General features: G+C 72.7%; 26 protein-coding genes. 12 read left to right on the top strand and 14 right to left on the bottom strand.

Going from position 1 to position 25897, the window contains the following annotated elements; translation table 11 throughout:
• Positions 1-107 precede the first annotated feature (107 nt).
• The 4 genes from M8J74_RS08055 to M8J74_RS08040 form a co-directional block, all read right to left on the bottom strand.
• The gene (locus tag M8J74_RS08055) at positions 108-860 is read right to left on the bottom strand and encodes an LmeA family phospholipid-binding protein (protein WP_249835738.1); all 753 of its coding nucleotides are present in this window, start codon (positions 858-860) and stop codon (positions 108-110) included.
• A gap of 232 nt (positions 861-1092) precedes the next feature.
• Positions 1093-2181 carry a hypothetical protein gene (locus tag M8J74_RS08050; protein ID WP_249835737.1) on the bottom strand — a complete coding sequence of 363 codons (1089 nt, stop codon included), beginning with the start codon at positions 2179-2181 and terminating at the stop codon, positions 1093-1095.
• A gap of 2 nt (positions 2182-2183) precedes the next feature.
• Complete coding sequence (locus M8J74_RS08045) at positions 2184-2438, bottom strand: MoaD/ThiS family protein (RefSeq protein WP_058924521.1); 255 nt, start codon at positions 2436-2438, stop codon at positions 2184-2186.
• A 36-nt stretch (positions 2439-2474) separates the two neighbouring features.
• Positions 2475-3338 carry an alpha/beta hydrolase gene (locus tag M8J74_RS08040; RefSeq protein WP_107416126.1) on the bottom strand — a complete coding sequence of 288 codons (864 nt, stop codon included), beginning with the start codon at positions 3336-3338 and terminating at the stop codon, positions 2475-2477.
• 182 nt (positions 3339-3520) lie between these two features.
• Here M8J74_RS08040 and M8J74_RS08035 point away from each other — a divergent pair, with 182 nt between their 5' ends.
• From M8J74_RS08035 to M8J74_RS08005, 7 genes are all read left to right on the top strand, one after another.
• Positions 3521-4300 carry a winged helix-turn-helix transcriptional regulator gene (locus tag M8J74_RS08035; RefSeq protein WP_249835736.1) on the top strand — a complete coding sequence of 260 codons (780 nt, stop codon included), beginning with the start codon at positions 3521-3523 and terminating at the stop codon, positions 4298-4300.
• 97 nt (positions 4301-4397) lie between these two features.
• Positions 4398-5420 carry a LacI family DNA-binding transcriptional regulator gene (locus M8J74_RS08030; protein WP_058924518.1) on the top strand — a complete coding sequence of 341 codons (1023 nt, stop codon included), beginning with the start codon at positions 4398-4400 and terminating at the stop codon, positions 5418-5420.
• 130 nt (positions 5421-5550) lie between these two features.
• A complete protein-coding gene (locus M8J74_RS08025; protein WP_249835735.1) occupies positions 5551-6711 on the top strand; it encodes a S1C family serine protease in 1161 nt (386 codons plus the stop codon).
• Between the two features lie 33 nt (positions 6712-6744).
• Positions 6745-6924 carry a hypothetical protein gene (locus tag M8J74_RS08020; RefSeq protein WP_249835734.1) on the top strand — a complete coding sequence of 60 codons (180 nt, stop codon included), beginning with the start codon at positions 6745-6747 and terminating at the stop codon, positions 6922-6924.
• Between the two features lie 61 nt (positions 6925-6985).
• Positions 6986-7723, top strand: coding sequence for a response regulator transcription factor (locus tag M8J74_RS08015; protein WP_058924515.1), 738 nt, complete (start codon positions 6986-6988; stop codon positions 7721-7723).
• On the top strand, positions 7720-9180 hold the full coding sequence (locus M8J74_RS08010; protein WP_249835733.1) for a sensor histidine kinase: 1461 nt from the start codon (positions 7720-7722) through the stop codon (positions 9178-9180). Before M8J74_RS08015 ends, M8J74_RS08010 begins: the two co-directional genes overlap by 4 nt.
• 226 nt (positions 9181-9406) lie before the next feature.
• Positions 9407-10138, top strand: coding sequence for a PH domain-containing protein (locus tag M8J74_RS08005; protein ID WP_249835732.1), 732 nt, complete (start codon positions 9407-9409; stop codon positions 10136-10138).
• Here M8J74_RS08005 and M8J74_RS08000 read toward each other — a convergent pair.
• From M8J74_RS08000 to M8J74_RS07995, 3 genes are all read right to left on the bottom strand, one after another.
• Entirely contained in the window at positions 10128-11912 is a 1785-nt protein-coding gene (locus tag M8J74_RS08000; protein ID WP_249835731.1) for an ABC transporter ATP-binding protein, read from the bottom strand. The genes M8J74_RS08005 and M8J74_RS08000 overlap by 11 nt on opposite strands.
• 94 nt (positions 11913-12006) lie before the next feature.
• A complete protein-coding gene (locus tag M8J74_RS44440; RefSeq protein ID WP_267956035.1) occupies positions 12007-12132 on the bottom strand; it encodes a hypothetical protein in 126 nt (41 codons plus the stop codon).
• A gap of 241 nt (positions 12133-12373) precedes the next feature.
• Positions 12374-14170 carry a bifunctional metallophosphatase/5'-nucleotidase gene (locus tag M8J74_RS07995; RefSeq protein ID WP_249835730.1) on the bottom strand — a complete coding sequence of 599 codons (1797 nt, stop codon included), beginning with the start codon at positions 14168-14170 and terminating at the stop codon, positions 12374-12376.
• 191 nt (positions 14171-14361) lie between these two features.
• Here M8J74_RS07995 and mshD point away from each other — a divergent pair, with 191 nt between their 5' ends.
• Positions 14362-15288: a mycothiol synthase gene (mshD, locus tag M8J74_RS07990; protein WP_249835729.1), complete on the top strand. Its 927-nt coding sequence runs from the start codon at positions 14362-14364 to the stop codon at positions 15286-15288.
• A gap of 273 nt (positions 15289-15561) precedes the next feature.
• Here mshD and M8J74_RS07985 read toward each other — a convergent pair whose 3' ends face one another.
• The 7 genes from M8J74_RS07985 to M8J74_RS07955 all read right to left on the bottom strand — a co-directional run bounded on the left by M8J74_RS07985 (position 15562) and on the right by M8J74_RS07955 (position 20378).
• The gene (locus M8J74_RS07985; RefSeq protein WP_308406018.1) at positions 15562-16272 is read right to left on the bottom strand and encodes an ABC transporter; all 711 of its coding nucleotides are present in this window, start codon (positions 16270-16272) and stop codon (positions 15562-15564) included.
• Positions 16260-16409, bottom strand: a complete 150-nt coding sequence (locus M8J74_RS07980) for a hypothetical protein (RefSeq protein WP_249835728.1) — start codon at positions 16407-16409, stop codon at positions 16260-16262. The genes M8J74_RS07985 and M8J74_RS07980 overlap by 13 nt, the downstream gene beginning before the upstream one ends.
• Positions 16397-16546, bottom strand: a complete 150-nt coding sequence (locus M8J74_RS07975) for a hypothetical protein (protein WP_249835728.1) — start codon at positions 16544-16546, stop codon at positions 16397-16399. Before M8J74_RS07975 ends, M8J74_RS07980 begins: the two co-directional genes overlap by 13 nt.
• On the bottom strand, positions 16534-18069 hold the full coding sequence (locus M8J74_RS07970) for an ABC transporter permease (protein WP_249835727.1): 1536 nt from the start codon (positions 18067-18069) through the stop codon (positions 16534-16536). The genes M8J74_RS07975 and M8J74_RS07970 overlap by 13 nt, the downstream gene beginning before the upstream one ends.
• Positions 18066-18926: an ABC transporter ATP-binding protein gene (locus tag M8J74_RS07965; protein WP_249835726.1), complete on the bottom strand. Its 861-nt coding sequence runs from the start codon at positions 18924-18926 to the stop codon at positions 18066-18068. The genes M8J74_RS07970 and M8J74_RS07965 overlap by 4 nt, the downstream gene beginning before the upstream one ends.
• The gene (locus M8J74_RS07960) at positions 18923-19738 is read right to left on the bottom strand and encodes a zf-HC2 domain-containing protein (protein ID WP_249835725.1); all 816 of its coding nucleotides are present in this window, start codon (positions 19736-19738) and stop codon (positions 18923-18925) included. Before M8J74_RS07960 ends, M8J74_RS07965 begins: the two co-directional genes overlap by 4 nt.
• 100 nt (positions 19739-19838) lie before the next feature.
• Positions 19839-20378, bottom strand: a complete 540-nt coding sequence (locus M8J74_RS07955) for an RNA polymerase sigma factor (protein ID WP_058924505.1) — start codon at positions 20376-20378, stop codon at positions 19839-19841.
• Between the two features lie 597 nt (positions 20379-20975).
• Here M8J74_RS07955 and M8J74_RS07950 point away from each other — a divergent pair.
• The 4 genes from M8J74_RS07950 to M8J74_RS07935 all read left to right on the top strand — a co-directional run bounded on the left by M8J74_RS07950 (position 20976) and on the right by M8J74_RS07935 (position 25805).
• On the top strand, positions 20976-23210 hold the full coding sequence (locus M8J74_RS07950) for an RNA degradosome polyphosphate kinase (protein ID WP_058924504.1): 2235 nt from the start codon (positions 20976-20978) through the stop codon (positions 23208-23210).
• On the top strand, positions 23191-24282 hold the full coding sequence (locus tag M8J74_RS07945; RefSeq protein WP_249835724.1) for a CHAD domain-containing protein: 1092 nt from the start codon (positions 23191-23193) through the stop codon (positions 24280-24282). Before M8J74_RS07950 ends, M8J74_RS07945 begins: the two co-directional genes overlap by 20 nt.
• On the top strand, positions 24279-24710 hold the full coding sequence (locus M8J74_RS07940; RefSeq protein WP_249835723.1) for an NUDIX hydrolase: 432 nt from the start codon (positions 24279-24281) through the stop codon (positions 24708-24710). Before M8J74_RS07945 ends, M8J74_RS07940 begins: the two co-directional genes overlap by 4 nt.
• Positions 24711-24971: 261 nt before the next feature.
• A complete protein-coding gene (locus tag M8J74_RS07935) occupies positions 24972-25805 on the top strand; it encodes an SCO4651 family lipoprotein (protein ID WP_249835722.1) in 834 nt (277 codons plus the stop codon).
• Positions 25806-25897: the final 92 nt, after the last annotated feature.

Here is a 25897-nt window from a genome sequence, read left to right as displayed (position 1 = left end):
CAGGGCAGGCCGGGACGGCGCGGGGACGGACATGGCGCCCCTCACTTCTGCGGTACGGACTACGGCGTCTCACCCTGTGGACGAACCCGCTGTCCGCCGGGCTCGTCCTACCCCGCGAGCTTCACGTTCGAACCCTTCACCGTGATCTCCACACCGTTCTCCGCGGCCTGCACACTCTCCAGCTTCACCCCGCCGGGCAGCCGGTCGATGGTCTGCCGGAAGTCGGTGATCGAGCGGATACGGGCGTCGGCGAGGTCGACGACCAGCTTGGGCAGGTCGTCGGCGTGGACCTGGACCGAGTCGCCGCGGACGGTGACCGAGCTGAGCACCGGGTACGTGCGGGCGCCGGCCGGGGTCGAGATCTTGATGTTGACCTTGATCTTGCCGTTGCCGCCGTCGGACAGGTCGACGACCTGGGCCTTGATGCCGGGGAAGATCTGCGTCGGCTGGGACTTGGCGGCCTTGAGGAGCTCGCCGTAGGCGACGGTGGCGGTGCCGGTCGCGCTGGTCGCGGTGGCGGAGCTGTAGTCGCCGGAGAAGGAGACGCCCTTCATGTCGGCCTTCAGGTCGTCGATCCGGATCGTCTTCGGCACCCCGGCGCTGTTCCCGGCGGTGCCGGCGCCCGTGTCGGCCTCGTAGTCCTTGATGCCGATCTGCACGTCGTCCAGCTCACCGGAGGCGACCTGGGTGAGGAACGGGAAGCCCTTGATGGACACGTCCGGAGTGGAGGCCAGGTTCTCGGTGGTTCTGACCTTGTCCGCGGCCTCGTTCTCGGCGAAGTGGACGGCGACGCGGTCGGCGATCACGAAGAGACCGCCGAGGATCACGACGACGATCAGGAGTATTCGCAGGGCGCGCATCCGGTGTTCCCCCAACTGGCCGACAACGGCGAAGGTCTGACGGTCCGACGGTCTCGGGGTTCGAGTGGCCGCCGTTCGCGAGCGTAACCCTGGCCGGGGGGTCGGCCGGCAAATTGTCGATCAGCTGTGACGAGGCTCGCGGGTTGTCGGGGGCGCTCCTGGGGGCTTGCAGCCCCCAGACCCCCGCTTCGGCCCTGCGGGCCTCGTCCTCAAACGCCGGACGGGCTGGGAATCACCGGCCCAGTACCCACACCAGCGGGGCCGCCGCGCTCAGCGGGAGGGCGACGCCGGCCGTGAAGTGGACGAACCTCGACGGGTAGTCGTAGCTCGCCACCCGGTGGCCGATCAGGGCGCACACCGCCGCGGCCGCGCCGAGGACCGCGCCCCTCGTGCCCAGGTCCGTCATGCCGCCGACCGCGATGCCCGCGCCGGCGGCGGCGAGCAGGGCGACGACGACCGACGCCGGGGTCGGCAGCGGCAGGGCACGGGCCAGGACGGCCACCGCGACCGAGGCGGCGCCGACGGTCACCGCGTCCGCGGCGGCGGCGAGGTAGCCGGCCGCCACGATGGCCAGCGCCGCCGAGGCGACCGTGGCCATCAGGCCGTACATCCGCTCGTCCGGGTCGGCGTGCGAGCGCAGTTGCAGGACCAGGGAGAGCAGGACCCAGACGCCGAGGGTGCCGAGGATGGCCGCCGGTCCGTGGCTGCGGCCCGCGGCGAGCAGCGCGGCGTCCGCGGCCAGCGCGCCGAGGAAGGCGAGGGCGATGCCCTGCCGCGCCGGCCACATGCCGTTCAGCCGGAACCAGCCCGCCGCGGTGACGGCCTGGAGGGCGACGAGCGGGACGAGGAGGGCGTACGAGCCGACCGCCGCCGCACCGGACAGCAGCAGGCCCAGCAGCGCCGTGAGCGCGGCCGGCTGCATCCCCGGTTCGATGATCGGGGAACGGCCTTCCATGCGCGCCCGCTGGGCGTCCGTCACACGGGTGTTCCCACCGAGGGTCGCGGGACCGTACGCGGGAGCGGCCTCGGCGGCACCGGCGTGCCGGGCCTCCTCGGGCGCCGGGACATACGACTGCGGCTGAGGCTGCTGCGCCTGCGCCTGCTGCTGTTGCTGCGGCGGATAGTCATAGGTCTGAGCCTGCGGCTGAGCCTGCGGCTGCTGGTACGACACCGGTGGCTGCACCTGCGTCTCCCAGGTCTGCCCCTGCCACTGCTGCGTGTACTGCTGGGCGTACTGGTCGTCGTAAGCCTGCTGCCACTGGGGGTCGTACCCCTGCTGGTAGCCGTTCTGGCCCTGGTTCTGGTACGGCTGCTCGGTCATCCTCACCCTCCTGCGAACGGCGGGAGCACCTCGACCGTGCCGCCGTCGGCCAGCCGTACCGTCTCATGCCCGCGGGTCCCCACGGGATCACCGTCGATCAGGAACGAGCATCGCTGCAGCACGCGCGCGAGTTCGCCGGGGTGTCGCTCGCGCACGGCGTCGAGCGCCTCGGCGAGGGTGGCCGCGTCGTACGGCTCCTCGGCGACCCCGGCCGCGGCCTTCGCGGCGGCCCAGTAGCGCACCGTGACCTTTGGCATCCGTTCCTCAATCAGTCGGCTGTGTACGACGCCAGGCTAGCCCGCCGCGCCGGCGGCCCAGCCCCCGATGCGGGCCAGGAGCTCGTCCGTCACCGCGTGCTCGGCATGGCCCATGCCGCTCTCCACCCACAGCTCGCCGTGCTCACCGGCGGCAGCGGCCAGCATGCGGGGGTGGTCGAGGGGGAAGTAGCCGTCCCGGTCGCCGTGCACGATCAGCAGCGGCGTCGGGGCGATCCTCGGGACGGCCTCGACCGGGGAGAGCGGGACCGGGTTCCACTCCCGGTGGTGGATGCGCGTACCGAAGCCGTAGCGGCCGACCAGGCGGCCCTCCGGGCGCGTCACCAGCCAGTGCAGCTTCCGCATGGGGGCCGTGCCCCGGTAGTACCAGCGGGCCGGCGCGCTCACCGAGACCACCGCGTCCGTGCCCGCCTCGGTGCGCCCCCCGCGCTCCCGTCCGTACAGCGCCGCGTGCCGCAGCACCACCGAGCCGCCCATGGAGAACCCGACGGTCGCCACGCGCGCGTGCCCGAGCCCCCGCGCCCACTCCACCGCGGCCGCCAGGTCGAGCACCTCCTTGTCGCCCACCGTCGAGCGCCCGCCGGAGGCGCCGTGACCGCGGAAGGAGAACGAGACCACGGCCCCGAACTGCGTGAACGCCTCCACCACCCGCCGTACGTGGGGCTTGTCCACATCGCCGGTGAAGCCGTGGGCGACGACGAACACGAGGTCGACGCGAGGTGGCGCGGAGGTGTCGTATACGGCGGCCGGCGGATCGTATACGGAATCGATCGTCACTCCGTCGTCCGTGTGGAGAATCGTCCGCAAAGGTGCAGGTCTGATCGTCTCGGGATTCGGACGGACGGTGGAACGGCCCACATGACCTGCCGACGGAGAGCTCATGTGGGCTATTCTGCTGGGCAGAGGACTCGGGCAGCGTAGCCCCCGGGTCCTTTTGTGCTTTCGGAAGCGTTGTATACGAAGCGGGAAACTCCAGGTGACCGCTGGTGTACGGGGCCTTCGGGATCGCAGAGCAGGTGACGCACCGCACACGTCCTCGCAGGGACCGAGGAGGAACCAGACGTATGAGTTCTCTGCTGCTCCTGACCAATGCCCTCCAGCCGTCGACGGAGGTGCTCCCGGCACTCGGCCTGTTGCTGCACAACGTCCGCGTGGCACCGGCGGAAGGCCCCGCACTCGTCGACACCCCCGGCGCCGACGTCATCCTCATCGACGGCCGGCGCGACCTCCCGCAGGTCCGCAGCCTGTGCCAGCTGCTGCGCTCCACCGGGCCGGGCTGTCCACTCATCCTCGTCGTCACCGAGGGCGGCCTCGCCGCCGTCACCGCCGACTGGGGCATCGACGACGTCCTGCTCGACACCGCCGGCCCGGCGGAGGTCGAGGCCCGGCTCCGGCTGGCCATGGGCCGGCAGCAGATCGTCAACGACGACTCCCCCATGGAGATCCGCAACGGCGACCTGTCCGTCGACGAGGCCACCTACAGCGCGAAACTCAAGGGCCGGGTCCTCGACCTCACCTTCAAGGAGTTCGAGCTCCTGAAGTACCTCGCCCAGCACCCGGGCCGCGTCTTCACGCGCGCGCAGCTGCTGCAGGAGGTCTGGGGCTACGACTACTTCGGCGGCACCCGAACGGTCGACGTGCACGTACGGCGGCTGCGGGCCAAGCTCGGCCCCGAGCACGAGTCGCTGATCGGCACCGTCCGGAACGTCGGTTATCGATTCGTTACTCCCGAGAAGGCCGACCGCGTCTCGGACGAGGCCAAGGCCGCGGCAGACCGGACAAAGACGGAGGATGCGGACACCGCGCCCGCGCGGGACGGCGCCGAGGTGCCTGCGGACGCATGACCGGCCCCTGGGCAGGGCATTGCCTCCGCACGGGAGGTACCGCGGGAAGGTTCCGCTCGCCCTGCCCGGACCGGGTATATCCGCGTAGACTCCGCGCGTGGCCAAGGTGACTCGGGACGATGTGGCGCGGCTGGCGGGGACTTCCACCGCCGTGGTCAGCTACGTCATCAACAACGGACCCCGGCCGGTCGCCCCGGCCACGCGCGAGCGTGTCCTCGCCGCCATCAAGGAGCTGGGGTACCGGCCCGACCGGGTCGCCCAGGCGATGGCGTCCCGCCGCACCGACCTCATAGGCCTGATCATCCCGGACGCGCGCCAGCCGTTCTTCGGCGAGATGGCCCACGCGGTCGAACAGGCCGCCTCCGAGCGCGGGAAGATGGTCCTCGTCGGCAACACCGACTACGTCGCCGAGCGCGAGGTCCACTACCTGCGCGCCTTCCTCGGGATGCGCGTGTCGGGCCTCATCCTCGTCTCCCACGCCCTGAACGACCTCGCCGCCGCCGAGATCGACGCCTGGGACGCCCGCGTCGTACTGCTGCACGAGCGGCCCGAGGCCATCGACGACGTCGCCGTCGTCACCGACGACCTCGGCGGCGCCCACCTCGCCGTGCAGCATCTGCTGGAGCACGGGTACGACTACGTCGCCTGTATGGGCGGCACCGCCGAGACGCCCGCCGTCGGCGACCCGGTCTCGGACCACGTCGAGGGCTGGCGGCGCGCGATGGAGGAGGCCGGCAAGCCGACCGAGGGGCGGCTGTTCGAGGCGCCGTACAACCGCTACGACGCGTACCGCATAGCGCTGGAGATCCTTGCCGGGCCGCGGCGGCCGCCCGCCGTCTTCTGCTCCACCGACGACCAGGCCATCGGTGTGCTGCGGGCCGCGCGGGAGCTGCGCATCGACGTGCCCGGCGAGCTGGCGGTGGCGGGCTTCGACGACATCAAGGAGGCGGCGCTCACGGACCCGCCGCTGACGACGATCGCCTCCGACCGCAGCGCGATGGCCCGGGCCGCCGTGGACCTCGTCCTGGACGACGGCCTGCGGGTGGCGGGCGCCCGGCGGGAGCGGCTGAAGACGTTCCCGTCCCGGCTGGTCGTCCGCCGGTCCTGCGGCTGCGACTGAGTTTCTGAAGGTTTCCTGAGAGACCCCCACAGACTGCCGGAACCGCCTTTATATCGGGCATACCGAGTTCTGGTGGCGTTCTCAGCGGGCACTCAGGAAGCTCTCATGGTCGCGCGACAAGCTCGATGGCATGACCGAGAGCTTCCGCCGCGACGGCGAGTACGAGCAGCACGAGAACCCTTACCAGGGCGCCCGGCAGCACTCCTCCTCCCCCGTGAACCCGGAGTGGCCGCCCCCGCCGGCGTACCGTCCCGCGCAGGCGGAGCCGGTCAGCGCCGCGCCGGGCACCCCCGCGTGGCCGGGCGGCCCCCAGCCCATGGCCGGCGGAGAGGGCGGCGGCAACGGCGGAGGTACGGCGGTGCTCCCCACCGTCTCCGCCGAGCCCGCGCCCGGGGCCGCCCCGGCCGCCCGGAAGCGCGCCCGGGGCCCCTTCGCCCTGCTGGCCGCCGTGGCGATCGTGGCCGCTGCGATAGGCGGCGGCACCGCGTACGCCTTCCAGGAGCTGACCGGCACCGACACCGCCGCGAGCAGCTCCACGACCGCCAGCGTGGTGCCGTCCAGCAAGAAGGGCGACGTCGCCTCCATCGCCGCCGCCGTCAGCCCGAGCGTGGTCGAGGTCAGCGCCACGCTGAGCAACGGCACCTCCACCGGCTCCGGCGTGATCATCACGAGCGGCGGCGAGATCGTCACCAACAACCACGTCGTCTCCGGCGCCCAGTCCATCAAGGTGACGACCAGCGACGGCAAGTCGTACACCGCGAAGGTCGTCGGCACCGACAGCAAGAAGGACCTCGCGCTGATCAAGCTGGAGGGCGCCTCCGGCCTCAAGCCGGCCACCCTCGGCAACTCCAGCGGCGTCAAGGTCGGCGACACGGTGGTGGCGATCGGCTCCCCCGAGGGCCTGTCCGGCACCGTCACCAGCGGCATCGTCTCCGCGCTCGACCGCGACGTGACCGTCTCCACCGACGAGAGCCAGGGCCAGCAGCAGGGCGGCGGCGACGGCAACTGGCCGTTCCAGTTCGGCGGCCGCCAGTTCAACGGCGACACCGGCTCCTCCACCACCACCTACAAGGCCATCCAGACGGACGCCTCCCTCAACCCCGGCAACTCCGGCGGCGCGCTGATCGACGCCGGCGGCAACATCATCGGCATCAACTCCGCGATGTACTCCGCCAGTTCCTCCTCGGGCTCGTCCTCCTCGGACGCCGGCAGCATCGGCCTCGGCTTCGCCATCCCGATCAACACCGTCAAGGCCGACCTGGCCACGCTCCGGTCGGGCTCCACCAGCTGACCCACGCACCACCGCGACAGCAAGGAGTACGTCATGATCCAGCAGGTCTCCCACCCGGGCGCCGGCACCGGCCCGGCCGCCTTCACCCTGGCCCTCGAAGTGGCGTACGCACTGCACGCCCCGGCGGGCCGCGCCCCCGAGGTGGCCCCCGCCCGGGTCGCCGGGCGCAGGGCGACGACGGCCCGCTCCCGCCGCCGTACCGCACGGGCCTGAAACCGTGCGACGCTGAGATCGTCAGCCCCCGCACCCCACCGCACCCGAGGAACCGGATCCCATGAGCCCCGCCGACGGCGACCGTGAACCGCAGCGCATCCTGATCGTCGACGACGAGCCGGCCGTGCGCGAAGCACTCCAGCGCAGCCTCGCCTTCGAGGGGTACGACACCGAGGTCGCGGTCGACGGCGCCGACGCGCTGGACAAGGCCACCGCCTACCGCCCCGACCTCGTGGTCCTCGACATCCAGATGCCCCGCATGGACGGCCTGACCGCGGCCCGCCGCATCCGCGGCGCGGGCGACACCACGCCGATCCTGATGCTGACGGCCCGCGACACGGTCGGCGACCGGGTCACCGGCCTCGACGCGGGCGCCGACGACTACCTGGTCAAGCCGTTCGAGCTGGACGAGCTCTTCGCCCGCGTCCGCGCGCTGCTGCGGCGCAGCTCCTACGCCGCGGCGGCCGGCGCGGCGACGGCCGACGAGGACGAGGCGCTCACCTTCGCCGACCTGCGGATGGACCTGGCGACGCGGGAGGTGACGCGGGGCGGACGGCCGGTGGAGCTGACGCGCACGGAGTTCACCCTGCTGGAGATGTTCATGGCGCACCCGAGGCAGGTGCTGACCCGGGAGCAGATCCTGAAGGCGGTGTGGGGCTTCGACTTCGAACCGTCGTCCAACTCGCTGGACGTGTACGTGATGTACCTGCGCCGCAAGACGGAGGCGGGCGGCGAGCCGCGGCTCGTGCACACCGTGCGGGGCGTGGGGTATGTGCTGCGGCAGGGCGGGGCGGAGTGAAGAAGGTCCTACGGCGCTTCCAGACGCTGCCGATCCGCTCCCGGCTGGCGATGCTGGTCGCCGCCGCTGTGGCGTTCGCGGTGGCGGCGGTGTCGGTGACGTGCTGGTTCATCGTGCAGGGGAAGTTGTACGAGCAGGTCAACGCCGATCTGCAGAAGCAGTTGGGCAATCGGCAGTTCCCGCTGCGGGACCAGGCCGATCAGGCGGTCAACCACTGCACCACGAAGGTCACCCAGGACTCCGGCAAGCCGCCGCCGACCACGTACTTCCAGGTCGTCTCGGAGACGGGGCGGACCTGCGTCCTGCCCTTCTCCGCGGGGACGGTCAAGGTCACCCAGACCGACAAGCGCCTGATCAAGGAAGGGAACGACGGCGACGGCGTCTTCCACAACAGCGTCGACTCCAACGGCAACGCCGTCCGGGTGCTGGCCCTGCCGGGCTTCGCGATCACCGACCGGGACACGGGCGTCAGCTCCAAGGCGGCTCTTCTGGTCGCCCTGCCGCTGAAGAACACGGAGAAGACCCTCAACGACCTCGCCCTCATCCTCCTCCTCGTCTCCGGCGTCGGTGTCCTCGGTGCGGGTGCCGCGGGGCTCGCCGTCGCCCGGGCCGGGCTGCGGCCCGTGGACAAGCTGACCGAGGCCGTCGAGCACGTCGCCCGGACCGAGGACCTGGGCATCCGCATCCCCGTGGAGGACGACGCCGAGGACGAGGTGGCCCGGCTGTCCCGTTCGTTCAACTCGATGACCTCCTCGCTGGCCAGCTCCCGCGAGCTGCAGCAGCAGCTCATCGCGGACGCCGGTCACGAGCTGCGGACGCCCCTCACCTCCCTGCGCACCAACGTCGAGCTCCTCACCCGCAGCGAGGAGACCGGCCGGCCCCTCCCCGAGGCCGACCGCAAGGCGCTGCTGGCCTCGGTGAAGGCACAGATGACCGAGCTGGCGTCACTGATCGGGGACCTGCAGGAGCTGTCGCGGTCGGAGGGGCAGCGGGGCGAGCGCGTGCAGGTCGTCTCGCTGCGGGACACCGCGGAGGCGGCCCTGCGCCGGGCCCGGCTGCGCGGCCCCGAGCTGACGATCACCGCCGACCTCGAGCCCTGGTACGTCCGGGCGGAGCCGTCCGCCCTGGAGCGGGCGCTCGTCAACATCCTCGACAACGCGGTGAAGTTCAGCCCGGAGGGCGGCACCGTCGAGGTCCGGCTGAGCGAGGGCGTCCTGACCGTGCGCGACCACGGCCCCGGCATCCCCGAGGACGAACTCCCGCACGTCTTCGACCGCTTCTGGCGTTCCCCGAGCGCCCGCGCGCTGCCCGGTTCCGGGCTGGGCCTGTCCATCGTGGCCCGCACGGTCCAGCAGGCCGGCGGCGAGGTGACGCTGAAGCGTGCGCAGGGCGGCGGGACCGTCGCGACCGTACGCCTGCCGGGCGCGCCGACACCCCCACCGGACGCGGCGCCGTAGGACGGCGACCCGGCAACCCTTCCCCGCGGGGTGACGTCCCATCAGCGGTCCCCGTTCCCGCACGGATTGGAGCCCCCCATGTCCCAGCACCCCCGGTCCAGGGCCGCGCTCGCCGTGGCCGTCCCGCTCGTCCTCGCGGCCGGGTGACCGGACGCCGACCGCCTCCTGACGCCGACGCCTCGAGGTCCCCGGCTTACGATCACCCCGAACAGAATGGGGTGGGCGTATGGGCGGGGACACGGGCGCTGTCGAGCGGGTGTACCGACGACGGCGCAGGCCGCCGTTGCTGCAGCTCGGCGTCGCGGTGCTGATCGGCGGGAACGCTCTCTTCCGTGCCGGTGGCGTCGGCGATCGGTCCGCCGACGGCTACGGCCCGCCGCACTGGATGCCCCTGTCGGTCGGCGTGCTCTTCACGGCGACCCTCGTCCGGATCGCCCTGGAGCAGCTGCGGGCGCACACCCGTGTCACGGCCTCCGGCATCACCGTCCAGGGCCGCCTGCGGTCGCGGTCCTGGTACTGGGCCGACGTGTACGACATCCGGGTCGAGCCCGCCCTGCGCGGTTCGGGCTCGCAGGGGCCGAGATGGCTGACCTACCTGTACGACGTCGAGGGCCGCCGGCATCTGCTCTGGCATCTCGACGACCGGCAGGTGGGCGACCCGTACGCCGAGGTCTCGGAGCTGTGCCTGGCCGCCGCCCCGTACCGCAGTCTGGCCTGGGAGCCGTCCCCGCGGGTCGAGGAGCTCATCCGGCGGGGCGCGGCCCGGCGCACTGCGTGGATCCGGGCCGGCTACAGCGCGCTCGCGGTGTTCTTCGTCATGTTCGCGGTCGACTTCTGGGAGGTCGTCACCGGCCGTCCCGAGCACCTGTTCGTGCTGCTGGTGGTCGTACCGCTGGCCTGCTTCGGTATTCTCGGCGCCGTCCTGCAGCGGTGGTCGGCCCTGCGGCCTACCACCTGAGGATCATCGTCTCGTCCGTCGCCTGCGGCCGGTCGGCCACGGCGTCCGGCAGCGGCTGGGCGAGAGCCGCGTAGGCGCCGCCGCGCGCGAGGAGTTCGGGGTGGGTGCCGGTCTCCACCAGCCGGCCGCGGTCGACGACCAGGATGCGGTCCGCGTCCGGAGCCAGGGTCAGATCGTGCGTGATCATGATGGTGGTGCGGCCCGCCATCAGCTTGCGCAGCGGGGTCACCACCTGGCGGGCGGCCACCGCGTCGAGGCCCGCGGTCGGTTCGTCCAGGACGAGGACCGGTGCGGCGCGGAGCATGGCGCGGGCGATGGCGATGCGCTGGAGCTGGCCGCCCGAGAGGGCGGCCGTGCCGGGGGCGATGGGGGTGTCGTAGCCCTCGGGGAGTGCGGTGATGAAGTTGTCCGCCGCCGCCTCCCGCGCCGCCCGCCGGATCTCCTCGTCGCTCGCGCCGGGGCGGCCGCAGGCGATGTTCTCCCGGATGGTGCCGTTGAGGATCAGGGTCTCCTGGGGCAGCAGGGCGACGTTCTCCCGCAGGAAGCGCAGGGAGAGGTCGGTCAGCGGGACGCCGTCGAGGGTGATCACGCCCTGGGCGGGGTCGTAGAAGCGGGTCAGGAGCTTGGAGAGGGTCGACTTCCCGGCGCCGCTCGCCCCGGTGACGATCACCAGTTCGCCGGGGCCCGCCGAGAAGGTCACGTCGCGCAGGGAGGCGCGGCGGGACTCGGGGTAGCGGAAGGAGACCTGGTGGAAGCCGACCCAGCCGCGCACGGGCCACTCGGCGGCCGGCCGGGCGGGGTCCGTGACGGCCGGGCGCGCGTCCAGGATCTCGTTCAGCCGCTCGGCGCCCGCGGTGGCCGCGGTGAGGGTGAGCCCGAGCTGCCCGAGGCTGCGGACCGGCGGGTAGAGGTAGCCGATGAACGCGGCGAACGCCAGGAGCTGCCCGAGGGTCATGCGGCCGGCGGAGATCTCCCAGACGCCCAGGCCGATCACGGCGAGCACGCACAGGGTCTCGACGACCTCGACGAACTGCTCGTACATCTCGCTGAGCCGGGCGCCGCGCACGCTCGCCCGCATCCAGGCGCGGGCCTCGCGGTCGAGCCGCCGCTCCTCGTCCGCGCGGCGGTTGTAGGCCTGGGTGAGGACGATGTTGCCCAGCGACTCCTCGACCACGGAGGTGATCGCGCCGTCGGCGACCCGCTCGTCCTGGGAGGCGGCCTTGATGCGGCCGGAGAAGCGGCGGGCGGCGAGGAGGAAGAGGGGCGCGAGGACGAAGGTGGCCAGGGCCAGGTCCCAGCGCAGGTAGAGGGCGGCGCAGGCGTAGAAGACGGCGGAGAAGGCGGCGGAGACCGTGCCGACGACTCCGGAGACGACGAGCTGCTCGATGGCCTCGACGTCACCGGTGAGGCGTTCGACGAGGTCGCCCTGGCGGTGCCGCTGGAAGAAGTGCGGCGGCAGGTCCTGGACGTGCCGGAACACCCCGGCGCGCAGGCGCAGGACGAATCTCTCCGCGGTCCAGGTGGCGAGCGAGTTGCCGAGGTAGCCGACGAGGGCGCCGAGCGCGGCCACGCCGAGCCAGGCGCCGGCCGGCCCCCAGAAGGCGGAGAGCGAGCCGGCCTTCAGGGCGTTGTCGGTGAGTTCGGCGAACAGCAGGATCGAGGCGGTCTCGGCGATCGCGGACACGATCACGCAGGCGACGATCGTCACCAGCCATCCGCGGTCGCCGCGGGTCAGCGGCCAGAACCGGCCGAAGGCCGCGCGGACCTCGGTCATCGTCGACAACTCCCTTCACGTGGTGCGGACATGGCCGGGCGGGGCCACCGGGCGGGCTCGTTCGCCCACCGATGACCCCGCCGCGCGGTGTGTCTCAGCCCTGGTGGCCGACGGGACGGCGCTTCGGGGCGGGCTTCTTGGGGGCCGGCTTCCGGGCGGCGGCCGGGGCGGCCTTCTTGCAGTCGTTCTTCTTCACCGGGGCGATCTTCTTGAAGCTCATATCCGTGCCTTTCTTTGTTTACGCGCTTTGTTTCTGATGTCGTTAGCGCTGTTCGCTTTCGACACGGAAAACACTACGGCATTCCCGCGAGCGGAAAAGACCAATTCCACTGAGAGGTTCCTGAGTTGATGCTGTGAGAGATTCTTATGTCAATTCAGGAACCGAACCGGTGCTTACACAGAATTTAAAAGCGAAAGGGCCCGGCGCCATTCGGCGCCGGGCCCCTGGTGGGCGGTGGTGGCTACTGCACGATCGTGATCCGGTTGGCGGCCGGCGGCGCGAGCGGGCCGCTCGCGGAGGAGTTGGCCGTCAGGTACTCCGCCAGCGCCGCCAGGTCGTCGGTGCCGACGAGGTCGTCCGTGCCCTGGCCGAGCGTGGTGAAGCCGTCGCCGCCGCCCGCGAGGAAGCTGTTGGTGGCGACACGGTAGGTGGCGGCCGGGTCGATCGCGGCGCCGTTCAGCCGGATGGAGTCGGTGACCACGCGGTCCGCGCCGGTCTTCGTCAGGTCGAGGGTGTACGACAGGTTCGCCGACGGCTGGAGGATCTTCGGCGCCGCCGTGTTCGTGCCGCTGACCTGCTCCTTGAGCACCTGGATCAGCTGGGCGCCGGTGAAGTTCTGCAGGTTGACCGTGTTGGAGAACGGCTGCACGGTGAAGCCCTCGGCGTAGGTGACGACTCCGTCGCCCTCGGCGCCCTTGGCGGCGTAGGTCAGTCCGGCCCGCACGCCGCCCGGGTTCATCAGCGCCAGGTCGGTCTCCGGGTCCAGCTTCCTGCCGTACGCGAGCTGCGCGTCGGCGATCAGGTCACCCATCGGGGACTCGGTGCCGGTGTTGGGGACGTCGGCGGAGATGTAGCCGATGGGACGGTTGCCGACCGGGGCGGCGAGGGTGTTCCAGCGGCTGATCAGGTCCGTCATGTCCGGGGCCTTGGCGACGGTCCGGGTCACCACGTGGTTCGCCGACTTCACCGCCGTCCGGACGATGTCGCCGGTGAGACGGTCGTAGGTCAGCGTGGTGTCGGTGTAGAGGCGGCCGAAGGACGCGGCCGAGGTGACCATGCGCGGCTTGCCCGAGGGGTCGGGGATCGTGCACACGTAGGCCGCGTGCGTGTGGCCGGTGACGAGGGCGTCCACGGACGGGGTGATGTTCTTCGCGATGTCCACGATCGGGCCGGAGATGCCGGCGCCGGCGCCCGAGGAGTCGCAGTCGTAGTTGTACGCGCCGGAGGCGGGCAGGCCGCCCTCGTGGATCAGGGCGACGATGGAGTTCACGCCCTGGGCCCGCAGCACCTTGGCGTACTTGTTGATGGTCTCGACCTCGTCCTTGAACTTCAGGCCCTTGACCCCGTCCGCGGAGACGACACCGGGGGTGTCCTCCAGGGTCACGCCGATGAAGCCGATCCGGACGTCCTTCTTCTTCCAGACCCAGTACGGCTTGAGGATCGGCCTGTTCGTCTTCTCGTCGAGGACGTTCGCGGCGAGGTAGGGGAAGTCGGCGCCCTCGAAGCCCTCGTCGGTGTAGCAGCCGTCGGTCGGGTGGCAGCCGCCGTACTGCAGGCGCTTCAGTTCCTTGGAGCCCTCGTCGAACTCGTGGTTGCCGACCGAGGTGACGTCCAGGTCGAGCTTGTTGAGCGCCTCGATGGTGGGTTCGTCGTGGAAGAGGCCCGAGACCAGCGGGGAGGCGCCGACCATGTCGCCGCCGGCCGCGGTGATGGAGTACGCCTTGCCCTGGCGGGCCTCGCGCAGGTGGGTCGCGAGGTACTCGACGCCGCCCGCGTCGATCGTCTTCGTGGTGCCGTCCGGCTGCAGTTCGGTGACCCGGCCCGAGGAGCCCGACGGCGGCTCCAGGTTGCCGTGCAGGTCGTTGAAGGACAGCAGTTGCACGTCCTGGTAGCGGCTCGGGTGGTGGCCGCCCCTGTTCTCGTGCGCGTCCGCGGGAAGCGCGGCGGCGAGGGCGCCGACGGTGGCGAGACCGGCGGCTGCGGCGAACAGCCGGTACGCGCGTCTGCGCTGCGGATACGGCTGGGAAGTGGCTGGCATGCGCCCCCCTGTGGGTCTGCTGGATGTCGCCGAACGGCACGGCTCCGTCCGGCGCAGCCTAGAGTCAACGCGCGTAGCACAACAGGGGGTTCTTGGTTACATCCTGGTTTCCCTTTGTCCTCCGCTTTGCCTTTGTGTTCCCTTCGTCCCGTGCCGCCACTTTGCCGCGGCCGCCCCTTACCCTCGTACGCATGACCAGCGACGACATCGCACGCACGGGCCGCCCCCGCTCCATCGAGACCCACTCCGCGCTGACCGGCGAGCAGACCGAGGCCGTGCTCGCGCTCCTGGCCGAGGCCGCCCTGACCGACGGCCGGCAGGCGGTGTCGGAACAGGGGCGCCTGCAGCTGCGCGGCGGCGCGCGCGAGGGCGTCTCGCACCTGCTGCTCACGGTCGACGGCGAACTCGTGGGCTACGCCCAGCTGGAGGACACCGACCCGGTCGAGGCGCCCGCCGCCGAGCTGGTCGTCCACCCCGCCCACCGCGGGCACGGCCACGGGCGGGCGCTGGGCACGGCGCTGCTCGCCGCGTCCGGCAAGCGGCTGCGGGTGTGGGCCCACGGCGGGCACGCGGCGGCACGGCACCTCGCGCAGGTCCTCGGCCTGACGCTGTTCCGTGAACTGCGCCAGATGCGGCGGCCGTTGACCGGCCTGAACCTGCCCGACCCGGTCCTGCCGCCGGAGGTGACGGTCCGCGCCTTCGTCCCCGGCCGGGACGACGCCGCGTGGCTCGCGGTGAACGCCGCCGCCTTCGCCCACCACCCCGAGCAGGGCTCCCTCACCCAGCGCGACCTCGACGACCGCATGGCCGAGCCGTGGTTCGACCCGGCCGGGTTCTTCCTCGCCTTCCGCGGCGACGACCTCATCGGGTTCCACTGGACGAAGGTCCACGCCGAGGAGGGCCTCGGCGAGGTGTACGTACTGGGCGTGCGGCCCGGCGAGCAGGGCGGCGGCCTGGGCAAGGCGCTCACCACGATCGGGCTGCGGCATCTGGCGGGGCAGGGACTGCCGAACGCGATGCTCTACGTCGACGCCGACAACAAGACCGCCGTCTCCGTCTACGAGCGCCTGGGATTCGTCACGTACGAAACGGACCTGATGTACCGCACGGAGACCTGAGCGACGGCGGCCCGCCCGAGAGACCCTGAGGCGCGGGGCACTTGAGGCGGCGGGGCACTTGAGGCTGCGGGGCGCTTGAGGCGCCTGAAGGCGGCCGGTGGCGCGAGGTCTCCTCAGGCGCCGGACGCCCGAGGTGCCCCTAGGCGGCAGGGCACTTGAGGCACCTGGAGGCGACCGACGGTACGAGGTCTCCCCAGGCGCCGGACGTCCGAGGTGCTTCGAGGGGCTGGACGCCTCAAGGGGCCCTCGGACTCCGGCGGCCTCAAGGGGCCTTCAGGCGCCGGACGGGGTGAGGGGCCGTCGGGGTTGCCGGTGGCGGAGCCGTCCGTGCGTCGGCTCGGGCAGGCACGCTCCCAGCACCAGCAGTGCCGCGGCCAGCAGCCAAGCCCACCGCTCGTGCGCTCCGGCCCACTTGGGGTCGCCCGGCGCGACGAACAGCGGCCACCGGTCCGGCCAGAGCAGCACCGCCAGGACGGCCGTCACCAGCAGCGCCCCCGCCACCGACTGCCCCGGCCGCGGCTCGTCCGACAGGCGGACGGCGAGTGCGGCCCCGGCCAGCGCCAGCGCACAGGCCGCCGCCGCCTCCAGGGTGACGGCGCCCGTCGGAGGGCGCACCGAGGACGGCACGAGCAGGAGTGCGGCCGTCCACCACAGCGCGGTGACCGGTATGACCGGCGCGAGGCGGAGGGCGGCGCGCAGCGGGCGCCGGGTCGGCACCGCCGCCGTGGTGTGGCGGGCCCGGTCGTCCAGGAGGAAGGCCAGGGCGAGGGCGTGGGCCAGCACGGCGGCCCGCAGGAGGTTGAGGGCCACCCAGGGCCCGCCCGCCCCGTCCGACAGACGGGGAACCGCCGCCGCCACCAGCCCCAGCAGGCTGCCGGCGGCCACCGCCCGCCACGGCAGCGTCCGGAACACGGGCCCCGCCAACTCCCGTACCAGACCCCGCACTTCCCCCCGCCCCGCGTCGGCCCGTGTCAGCTCTCGCACTTGTCCTCGCCCCCCTTGGGCACCGCGGCCCCCAGCAGCCGGGCCGCGTCGGCCGTGGTCAGCTTCGGTGCCGCCGACTCCCGTACTGGATGCCACGCTTTCAACCGTCCCGCGTCGGCCCGTGTCAGCTCTCGCACTTGTCCTCGCCCCCCTTGGGCACCGCGGCCCCCAGCAGCCGGGCCGCGTCGGCCGTGGTCAGCTTCGGTGCCGCCGACTCCCGTACTGGATGCCACGCTTTCAACCGTCCCGCGTCGGCCCGTGTCAGCTCTCGCACTTGTCCTCGCCCCCCTTGGGCACCGCGGCCCCCAGCAGCCGGGCCGCGTCGGCCGTGGTCAGCTTCGGTGCCGTCAGTTCGGTCCAGTGCGCCTTCACCGCGGCCTCGACGGCGCCCTTCGGCTTGCCCAGCAGTTCACGGACGACGTCCGTCTGGGCCGCCGTCATGCGCAGCGGGTTCGTCGGGGACAGGACGATCGCCGAGCCGCTCAGGCTGTCGTCGAGGCGCACGTTGCGCAGGGACTGCATCGGGTCGTCCTGCCAGGCGAGGGCGAGCCACATCACCGTGACCATGCGGCCGTCGCACATGTCCCCCGCCTTCTTCTCGGCGCCCGCGACCAGCACGGAGGCGACGGCGGCCGAGAACTCGGGGACGCGGTTGCCGCCCCACGCCGCGCCGACGCTCACCCGGTGGGGGTCGGCGAAGGGCTCGAACGCGGAGGAGCTGTCCAGGCCGTAGCGGGCCTCGACGCGCTGCCGTACAAGCAGGGGCTGGGTGTGGGCGGCGCCGCCGGCCAGCGACCGCACCTCGTCGACGACCTTCGCCCAGGTGGCCGTGCGGGGCGTCCACTCGGGGAACGCGCAGTACGTGGAGCCCTCGCGCCGCACGCAGGTCTGCTCCTTCTCGGGGCTGACCGAGGCCCGCTCCCGGGCGGCCCGCAACTGCGGTGTGTCACCGCCCGACTGGGCGACCGCGCCGGCCAGCGTGAGCGCCAGCGCGCCCGCGAGGCCCGCCTTGAGGACCCGGGTCTGGCCGCCGCCCGCCAGTACGGCGCCGAGGGCCGCGAGGAGGACCAGGCCGGTGAGGTAGAGGGCGTGCCAGGCGGCGGGGCGTCCGATCAGGTCCGAGGGCAGGGTGTCCCCGCTGTTCTCGGTGACGACGGGCGACAGCCAGCGGGACCACGGTGCGTCGCCCGTGCCGGCCGAGAGGAACAGGGCGCCGGCGAACAGGCCGACGACCAGGAGCGGGGCGGCGAAGGAGGACGGGATCAGGCGGGCGGCCAGGACCCCGAGGGCGCCGAACAGCAGGACGCAGAGGGGGCCGACGGCCAGCTCCGCGGGTGAGCCGTGGCCCACCGCGCCGGGCTTGAGCGCCTGCCAGGTGAAGGAGCCGAGGACGACCAGCGCGGTGAGGACCGCGTACGGGACGACGGACAGGACATGGGCGAGGGTGCGCCGCCACGGCTCCATCGGCGCCGCGTCGACCTGCCGGTCGGTGCCGCGCCGCCGGTCGCGCAGGGCGGCGCGGTTGACGCAGACGAACAGCGCGATGCCCAGCAGCAGCGGCCCGGTCTGGGTGGCCCGGTCGACGTCCTGCAGGGCCGGGTAGGCGGCCATGCCGTCGGGAGGGAACAGCAACCGCCAGACGGTGTAGCCGACGTACAGCACCAGCGTGGCGAACACCGGCAGGAACCACAGCTGCTGGCGCGCCTCGAAGCGGGCCAGCTGGATCACGTCCGCCCACGTCGGGCGCCGCTCCGGCACGGCGACGGGCGGGACCGTCGTCTCCAGCACCGCGCTCATGCCGCCACCTCCGCGCCCGCGTCGTCGAGGGTGAGCAGGTAGCCGTCCTCCAGGGTGGGTTCGAGGAGGTCGGCGCCGGACGGCGGGGTGCCGACGTTGCGGAAGGAGCCGGTGCCGGTGCGCCAGCCCGCCTTCGCGCCGGTGTCGCGTTCGGCGCTGCTCCAGACCCGGCCGGCCGCGCGTTCGGCCAGCTCGGCAGGGGTGCCGTCGAAGCGGATACGGCCGCCGGCCATCACCAGCACGCGGTGGCAGAGCATCGCCACGTCCTCGGTCTGGTGCGTGGACAGCAGCACCGTCCGGCCCTCGCCGGCCTGGGCGATCAACTCCCGGAACCGCATCCGCTGTTCGGGGTCCAGGCCGACCGTCGGCTCGTCGAGGACGAGGAAGCCGGGGTCGCCGACCAGGGACGCCGCGAGGGCGACCCGCTGGCGCATGCCGCCGGACAGCTTCTTGATGCGCCTGCCGCGTACGTCGCCGAGGTCGACCTGCTCCAGCACGCGCCGCACCTCGCGATGGCGGGCGCCGCGGTCGGTGTGCTCCTTGAGGATGGCCACGTAGTCGACGAACTCGAAGGGCGTGAAGTCCGGGTGGAAGCCGGGGGTCTGGGGCAGATAGCCGAGCCTGCGGCGCACGTCCTGGCGGCCGGACGGGGTGGCGGGGTCGTGTCCGAGGACGGTGAAGGCGCCGGTGTCGGCGGGCACGGCGGTGGCCAGCACCCGCAACAGGGTCGTCTTTCCGGCGCCGTTGGGGCCGATGAGGCCGGTGACGCCCGGTGTCAGCCGCAGTGACACGTCGTCGAGGGCCCGGGTGCCGCCGTAGCGGAGGCAGAGCCCGGAGGCGGAAACGGTGGGTGTCATACGGCACTCCCCTGGAGGCGGTCGAAACGGTCACGTGAGAGGAACAGCAGCCCGCCGGCGAGCGCGGCGACGGCCGCCGCCACCCCCTGGCCGAGCGCGGTGAACGGCGCGAGCGTCGCCGTGGTGTTGTAGGCGTCTGCCGCGAACAGCAGGGCCACCCAGACGCCGCCGACCAGCGACGGCGCGAGCACCGGACCGAGCCGGGCGGACAGCGCCAGGCCGGTCGAGGTCAGGGCGAGCGCGGGCAGCAGCCAGGTCAGGACGCGCAGGCCGTAGCCGGGCAGGGCGAGGGTCGCCAGGCCGTCGAGGCCGAGGCCGGCGGTGAGGACGGCGATCGTGCGGATCATCAGCAGCCGGAACCCGTGCATCGGGGAGACCACCGCCATCTCGTACGTCGGGTCCAGCACGGGCCCGTACGCCAGTGCCACCCCGGCCAGCGGCAGCAGCGGCGCGAGCGCCAGGAACAGCGTGAGCGAGCCGGCGGTCTGCGCGGCCACGACGGACGTGGCCAGCACCGCGACGACGGCCCCCAGCCAGGAGCGGCGCAGCACGGGGGTGGCCGCCAGCAGCCGGGCGACGTGGTCGGCGACGCCGGCCCGCAGCAGCAGCCGCTCGACCAGGCCCGGCCGGGGCGCGTCGAGTTCGGCGTCCAGCCGCTCCCAGCCGGCGTCGACGGGCTGCCCCACCCGGGCGAGCGCCTCACGGCACCGGCCGCACGCCATCAGGTGCGCGTCGGCGGACCACAGCATCGGCGCCGCCAGCTCGCCGAGCGCGTAGGCCCGCAGATCGTCGTCCTCCACATGCCAGGTCACGCCGCCACCTCCCACGCCCACGAGGCACGCGCACACGTGCCGCCGAAGGGACCTCGCCGGGCGCGTCGGCGCCGCAGGTCCCGTTCGTCCGTCCGGCCGCTCATGTCAGCGCCTCCCGCAGTTGCTTCCGGGCGCGCATCGCCCGTGTCTTGACCGTGCCCGGCGGAATGCCGAGCAGGACGGCCGCCTCGCGGGTGGTCAGCCCGTCGATGACCGTCGCCTGCAGCACCGCGCGCAGTTCCGGGGAGAGCCGGACGAGGGCGCCCGCGAGGTCCCCGTGCTCGACCCCCGCGAGCACGCGTTCCTCGGCGGACGCCTCGTCCCGGTGCCGCAGCCGCGCCAGCGCCTGCCGCAGCCGCCCCCGTGCCCCGTCCCCGCGCAGGGCGTCGATCAGCCGCCGGGACCCGATGCGCCACAGCCACCCGGCGACATCGCCGTCCTCGTGGTAGCGGGCCCGGCCGCGCCAGATCGCGAGGAACGTCTCCTGGACGACGTCGTCGACCACGCCCCCGTCGGCGCACCGGCCGCGCAGCCGGGCGGTCAGCCACGGCGCGTACCGCCGGTACAGCTCCTCGAAGGCGCGCCGGTCGCCGTCCGCGGCGGCCCGCAGCAGCTCCCCGTCGCTTCTCGTCTCACTCACGTCCCCTCATCGCACCGGCCCCCCGAATCGGTTCACGGCAATCCCCCTCGACTTCCGCAGCCCCCTCGCACCACCTGGTCGTCCGGTCAAGCGAGCGGGCCCGCCGGCGCCGACCTCGCCCCCGAGCCCCGGCAAGCGCCGACCGCCGACGACCCCTCCGCACAGACGAGGATCAGCACCCCCTCCGCCCGCCGCCGCACCGGCGCGGCCCTTCGGCCCGGGCAAACGCCCCGAACCGCTGCCCACCACCGACAGCACGCTCCCCGCCGGACCGGCGAGGAGCGCATCCGATCACGTACGTCCTTCAGCGGAGGGACGGACGTACGTATCCTCGGGGCGGCTCCCGCCGCGGCCCGCATCCGGCCCGGCCGGGGTGCGACGCACGGGAGCCGCCCCCGAATATCCCGCACGCCATGTCGCCGTAACCAACGGTTCAGACTGACTTGCGACGCTCGGCCAATGACGCCCTCCGTACCCACACCTTCGCCGCCCCCCGAAGGGCGCGCGGGGATCGGGGACGCCTTCCGTTCCGTGCCTGCGCTCCCGCCTGCTGCTTCCGACGCGCCTGTATCGCTCCGGGCGCGGAACAATGGGTTCATGAGCCAGCCAGAAACCGCCCAGGCACAGGTCCAGCACGCGCAGCCCTCCGTGGGCTCCATAGCCGCGCACCGCCCGCACACCGTGGCGGCCGTGGTCTCCGACCTGGAACCCGACATCGACGCGGACCTCGACGCGTACGAGGAGACACCGGTCGACGGCGTACAGCTGCCGCAGGGACGTTTCCTTGACCGGGAACGCAGCTGGCTCGCCTTCAACGAGCGGGTGCTCGAACTCGCCGAGGACCCCAACACCCCGCTGCTCGAGCGGGCCAACTTCCTCGCGATCTTCGCCAGCAACCTGGACGAGTTCTTCATGGTCCGGGTGGCCGGTCTGAAGCGCCGCATCGCCACCGGCGTCGCCACCCGTTCGGCCTCCGGCCTGCAGCCGCGCGAGGTCCTGGAGATGATCTGGGCCCGCTCCCGCGAGCTGATGGCGCGGCACGCCGCCTGCTACCACGAGGACGTCGCCCCGGCGCTCGCCGAGGAGGGCATCCACCTGGTCCGGTGGAGCGAGCTGACGGAGAAGGAGCAGGCCCGCCTGTTCACCCTGTTCCGGCACCAGATCTTCCCGGTCCTGACCCCGCTGGCGGTCGACCCCGCGCACCCCTTCCCGTACATCTCCGGCCTCTCCCTGAACCTGGCCGTCGTCGTGCGCAACCCCGTCACGGGTCACAGGCACTTCGCCCGGGTCAAGGTGCCGCCGCTGCTGTCCCGCTTCCTGGAGAGCTCCCCCGGCCGCTACGTCCCCATCGAGGACGTCATCGCCGCCCATCTGGAGGAGCTGTTCCCGGGCATGGAGGTCCTGGAGCACCACGCCTTCCGGCTGACCAGGAACGAGGACCTGGAGGTCGAGGAGGACGACGCCGAGAACCTGCTCCAGGCCCTGGAGAAGGAGCTCATGCGGCGCCGCTTCGGGCCGCCGGTGCGCCTGGAGGTCGAGGAGTCCATCGACCGCGAGGTCCTCGACCTGCTGGTGCGCGAGCTGAAGATCTCCGAGGCCGAGGTGTACCCGCTGCCCGGCCCCCTGGACCTCACCGGCCTCTTCCGCATCGCCTCCCTGGACCGGCCCGAACTCAAGTACAAGAAGTTCATCGCCGGCGTCCACCGCGACCTCGCCGAGGTCGAGTCGGCCTCCGCGCCCGACATCTTCGCCGCCCTGCGCAGCCGTGACGTCCTGCTGCACCACCCGTACGACTCCTTCTCCACCTCCGTGCAGGCGTTCCTGGAGCAGGCGGCCAACGACCCGGACGTCCTCGCCATCAAGCAGACGCTGTACCGCACCTCCGGCGACTCCCCCATAGTCGACGCGCTCATCGACGCCGCCGAGTCCGGCAAGCAGGTCCTCGTCCTGGTCGAGATCAAGGCCCGCTTCGACGAGCACGCCAACATCAAGTGGGCGCGCAAGCTGGAGGAGGCCGGCTGCCACGTCGTGTACGGCCTGGTGGGGCTCAAGACCCACTGCAAGCTGTCCCTCGTGGTCCGCCAGGAGGGCGACACCCTGCGCCGCTACAGCCACGTCGGCACGGGCAACTACCACCCCAAGACGGCCCGGCTGTACGAGGACCTCGGCCTGCTCACCGCCGACCCCCAGGTGGGCGCCGACCTGTCCGACCTGTTCAACCGCCTTTCCGGCTACTCGCGCCGGGAGACCTACCGCCGCCTGCTGGTGGCCCCCAAGTCCCTGCGCGACGGCCTGATCGCCCGGATCAACAAGGAGGTCCAGCACCACCGTGCCGGACGTCCCGCGTTCATCCGCATCAAGGTCAACTCGATGGTCGACGAGGCCCTCATCGACGCGCTGTACCGGGCGTCGCAGGCGGGTGTCCCGGTCGACGTCTGGGTCCGCGGCATCTGCGCGATCCGCCCGGGCGTCACGGGCCTGTCGGACAACATCCGGGTCCGCTCGATCCTCGGCCGCTTCCTGGAGCACTCCCGGGTCTTCGCCTTCGGCAACGGCGGCGAACCGGAGGTGTGGATCGGCAGCGCCGACATGATGCACCGCAACCTCGACCGCCGTATCGAGGCCCTGGTCAGGGTCACCGACCCGGCCCACCGCGCAGCCCTGAACCGGCTGTTGGAGACCGGCATGTCCGACAACACGGCGTCCTGGCACCTGGGCCCGGACGGCGAGTGGATCCGGCACGCCACCGACGCGGACGGCCAACCCCTGCGCAACATTCAGGAGATGCTCATAGACGCCCGGAGGCGCCGGCGTGGCACAGCAACACCTTGACCCGACGGACCCCACGGCCGGGCCCGCCCCCACAGGTGACGCCCTCGCGGGCTACCTGCGGGCCCAGGCCACGGAGTTCCTCCGCGCGTTGCGCCAGCACCGGGAGACCGGGACGGCGCCGGGCACCGCGGAGGGGTCCGTCGAGGCGACGCGCGCACTGCGCCGCTCGGTGCGCCGCATCAGCGCCAGCCTGCACACCTACCGGCCGCTGCTGGACGCCGACTGGTCGGAGGGGCTGCGTCCCGAACTGGCCTGGCTGTCCGGCACGTTGTCGATGGAGCACGCCTACGCGGCCCGCCTGGAACGGCTGTTGCTGGCCCTGCAGCGGCTGTCGGGGGCGGCCGTCTTCCCCGCCCAGTCCGGCGTGGCGACGGTCGGCCGGGCCCCCGACACCGTCCAGTTGCAGGCGGCGCACGCGGCCGCGGGCCCCCCGTCCCCCACGCCGGACCGCGGCAACCTGACGGTCGGCGCGGCCAAGGCGGGCGCCCTGCTCGAACGCCAGCTCACCCTCGCCAGGACCCGCGCCCACAGCAGCGCCCTGCAGGCGCTGGGCTCCTCCCGCTTCCACGCCGTCGCGGACACGATCGCCGTCCTGGCCAGCGAGGTCCCCCTCACCGCCACCGCCCCCGGCACGGACCTGCGCCCCCTGGCGATCGCCGCCGAGGAACGCCTCACCGACGCCGTCGCCGCCCTGCCGCTCGTCACCGCCGGCCACCCCTACAACGCGGCGGCCCTCATCCACGGCCTGTCCCCCGACCCCTCGCCCCACCCCCAGGACGCCCCCTGGCACCAGGTCCGCCTGCTGCTGCGCCTGCACCGCTACGCCCGCGAGGCCCTCTACGGCGACAAGGCCTCCCTCGACGTCCGCCTCCTCACCGCCGGCCAGGCCCTGCACCGCCACCGCGACGCGTCCGAGGCGGCGGCAGCGGCGGCGTCGGCGGCCCGTACCCCCCGCATCGCCCCGGCCACCGCGTACGCCCTCGGCGTGCTCCACGCCGACCAGCGCCACGAGGTCGAGGCGGCCCGGTTCGCCTTCCAGCAGTGCTGGCAGAAACAGGTGGTGAGCACGTGACGGCTGTCCCCGAGAACGACGGCTTCCTCGTCCATGCGGCCGGCTGCGTCCTGTGGCGCCGCTCCCCGGTCGACGGCGACCTCGAGGTGTGCCTGGTGCACCGGCCGAAGTACGACGACTGGTCCCACCCCAAGGGCAAGCTCAAGCGGGGCGAGGACCATCTCGCGGGCGCTCTGCGCGAGGTGGCCGAGGAGACGGGCTACACGGCGCAGCCGGGCGCCGAGCTGTCGACCGTCCGCTACTTCGCCCAGAACCGGCCCAAGCAGGTGCGCTACTGGGCGGCCGAGGCGGCCTCGGGCGGTTTCACTCCCACCGACGAGGTCGACCGCATCCTGTGGCTCTCCCCCGCGGCCGCCCGCAGCCGGCTGACCCAGCACCGCGACCGCGGCCTCGTCGACGAACTGCTGACGACCCTGCGTCACGCCTGAGGACTCAGGTGCCCCTCGGCATCCGCACGGGCCTGGCTGCGTGCTCTGCGGGCGGGCCCGCGCCATCCGCACACGCACCGGGCGAAACAGAATCGGCCCTGCTCGACGGTCGTCGTCCGGTGTTCCTCCTGCGCCACGCCGACAACGTTACCCGCGCCCGGTAAAGGGTTCGTACGAGCGTGACGGCTCCTCCCCACCCGTCGTTGAACGCAGCGACAGGACAAGCGTGACGGACGTACCCGCTTGGGGGGCAGGCAGTCGATGACCCAGCAACGACGCGGATGGCGCGGGGCAGTTGCCGCGGGGGTCGCGGTCTGCCTCGGCTGTCTCTGCGCCTCCGGCTGCTCCGGCGGGGCGGCCGCCGACGATGCCCGCTCCTTTGACCCGGTCCCCCTGCTGCGGGAGGCCGGCCGGACCCTGGAGGAGGCGGGCACCTCCAAGGCCACGACGTCGATGGAGATGGCCACCGGCGGCACCCGCGTCACCATCCGCGGCCAGGGCGTGTACGACTACGGCAGACGGCTGGGCCGCCTGAAGGTGACCCTGCCGCAGGACCCGGCCGGCACCAACGAGCACCGCCCCATCATCGAACTCCTCGCTCCCGGCGCCCTGTTCATGAAGAACCGCGGCGCCGGCGTCCCCGCCGACAAGTGGGTGCGGGTCGACACGGCCGGCCTGTCCGACGGCAATCTGGTCACCGGCGGCGCCACCGACCCGTTCACCGCGGCCGCGTTGCTGCGCGGCACGCGCACGGCGGTCTACCTGGGCCACACCGAGCTGGCGGGCACCGAGGTGCGCCACTACCGCGGCACGGCCGACCTCAGGTTCGCCGCGAAGGGCGCGCCGCCGGGCGTACGGGAGTCCCTGGCAGCGGCGGCGAAAGGGTTCGCCAGCGCGGAGGTGCCGTTCGACGTCTACCTCGACGACCAGGGCCGCATCCGCAAGATCCAGCACCGGTTCGGCTTCGTGGGCGGCGCGGACACGGGCACCGTCGCGGTCGCCTCGACGACGCTCCTCTACGATTTCGGGGTCGCCGCCGACGTACGCCTGCCGGCGTCGAAGGACATCTACGCGGGGCGGATCGCCGAGCACTAGACCCGGTGTCCGGCACCCGCCCTGAGGATGAGTGACGGGCGTCAAGAACTAGCCCGTCCGTGCCATGCGCGGTGTGTAGGCCGCTCCCTACT

The organism is Streptomyces panaciradicis, assembly GCF_023516615.1.
Lineage (GTDB): Bacteria > Actinomycetota > Actinomycetes > Streptomycetales > Streptomycetaceae > Streptomyces > Streptomyces panaciradicis.
This window is presented reverse-complemented; position numbering and strand designations above follow the sequence as displayed.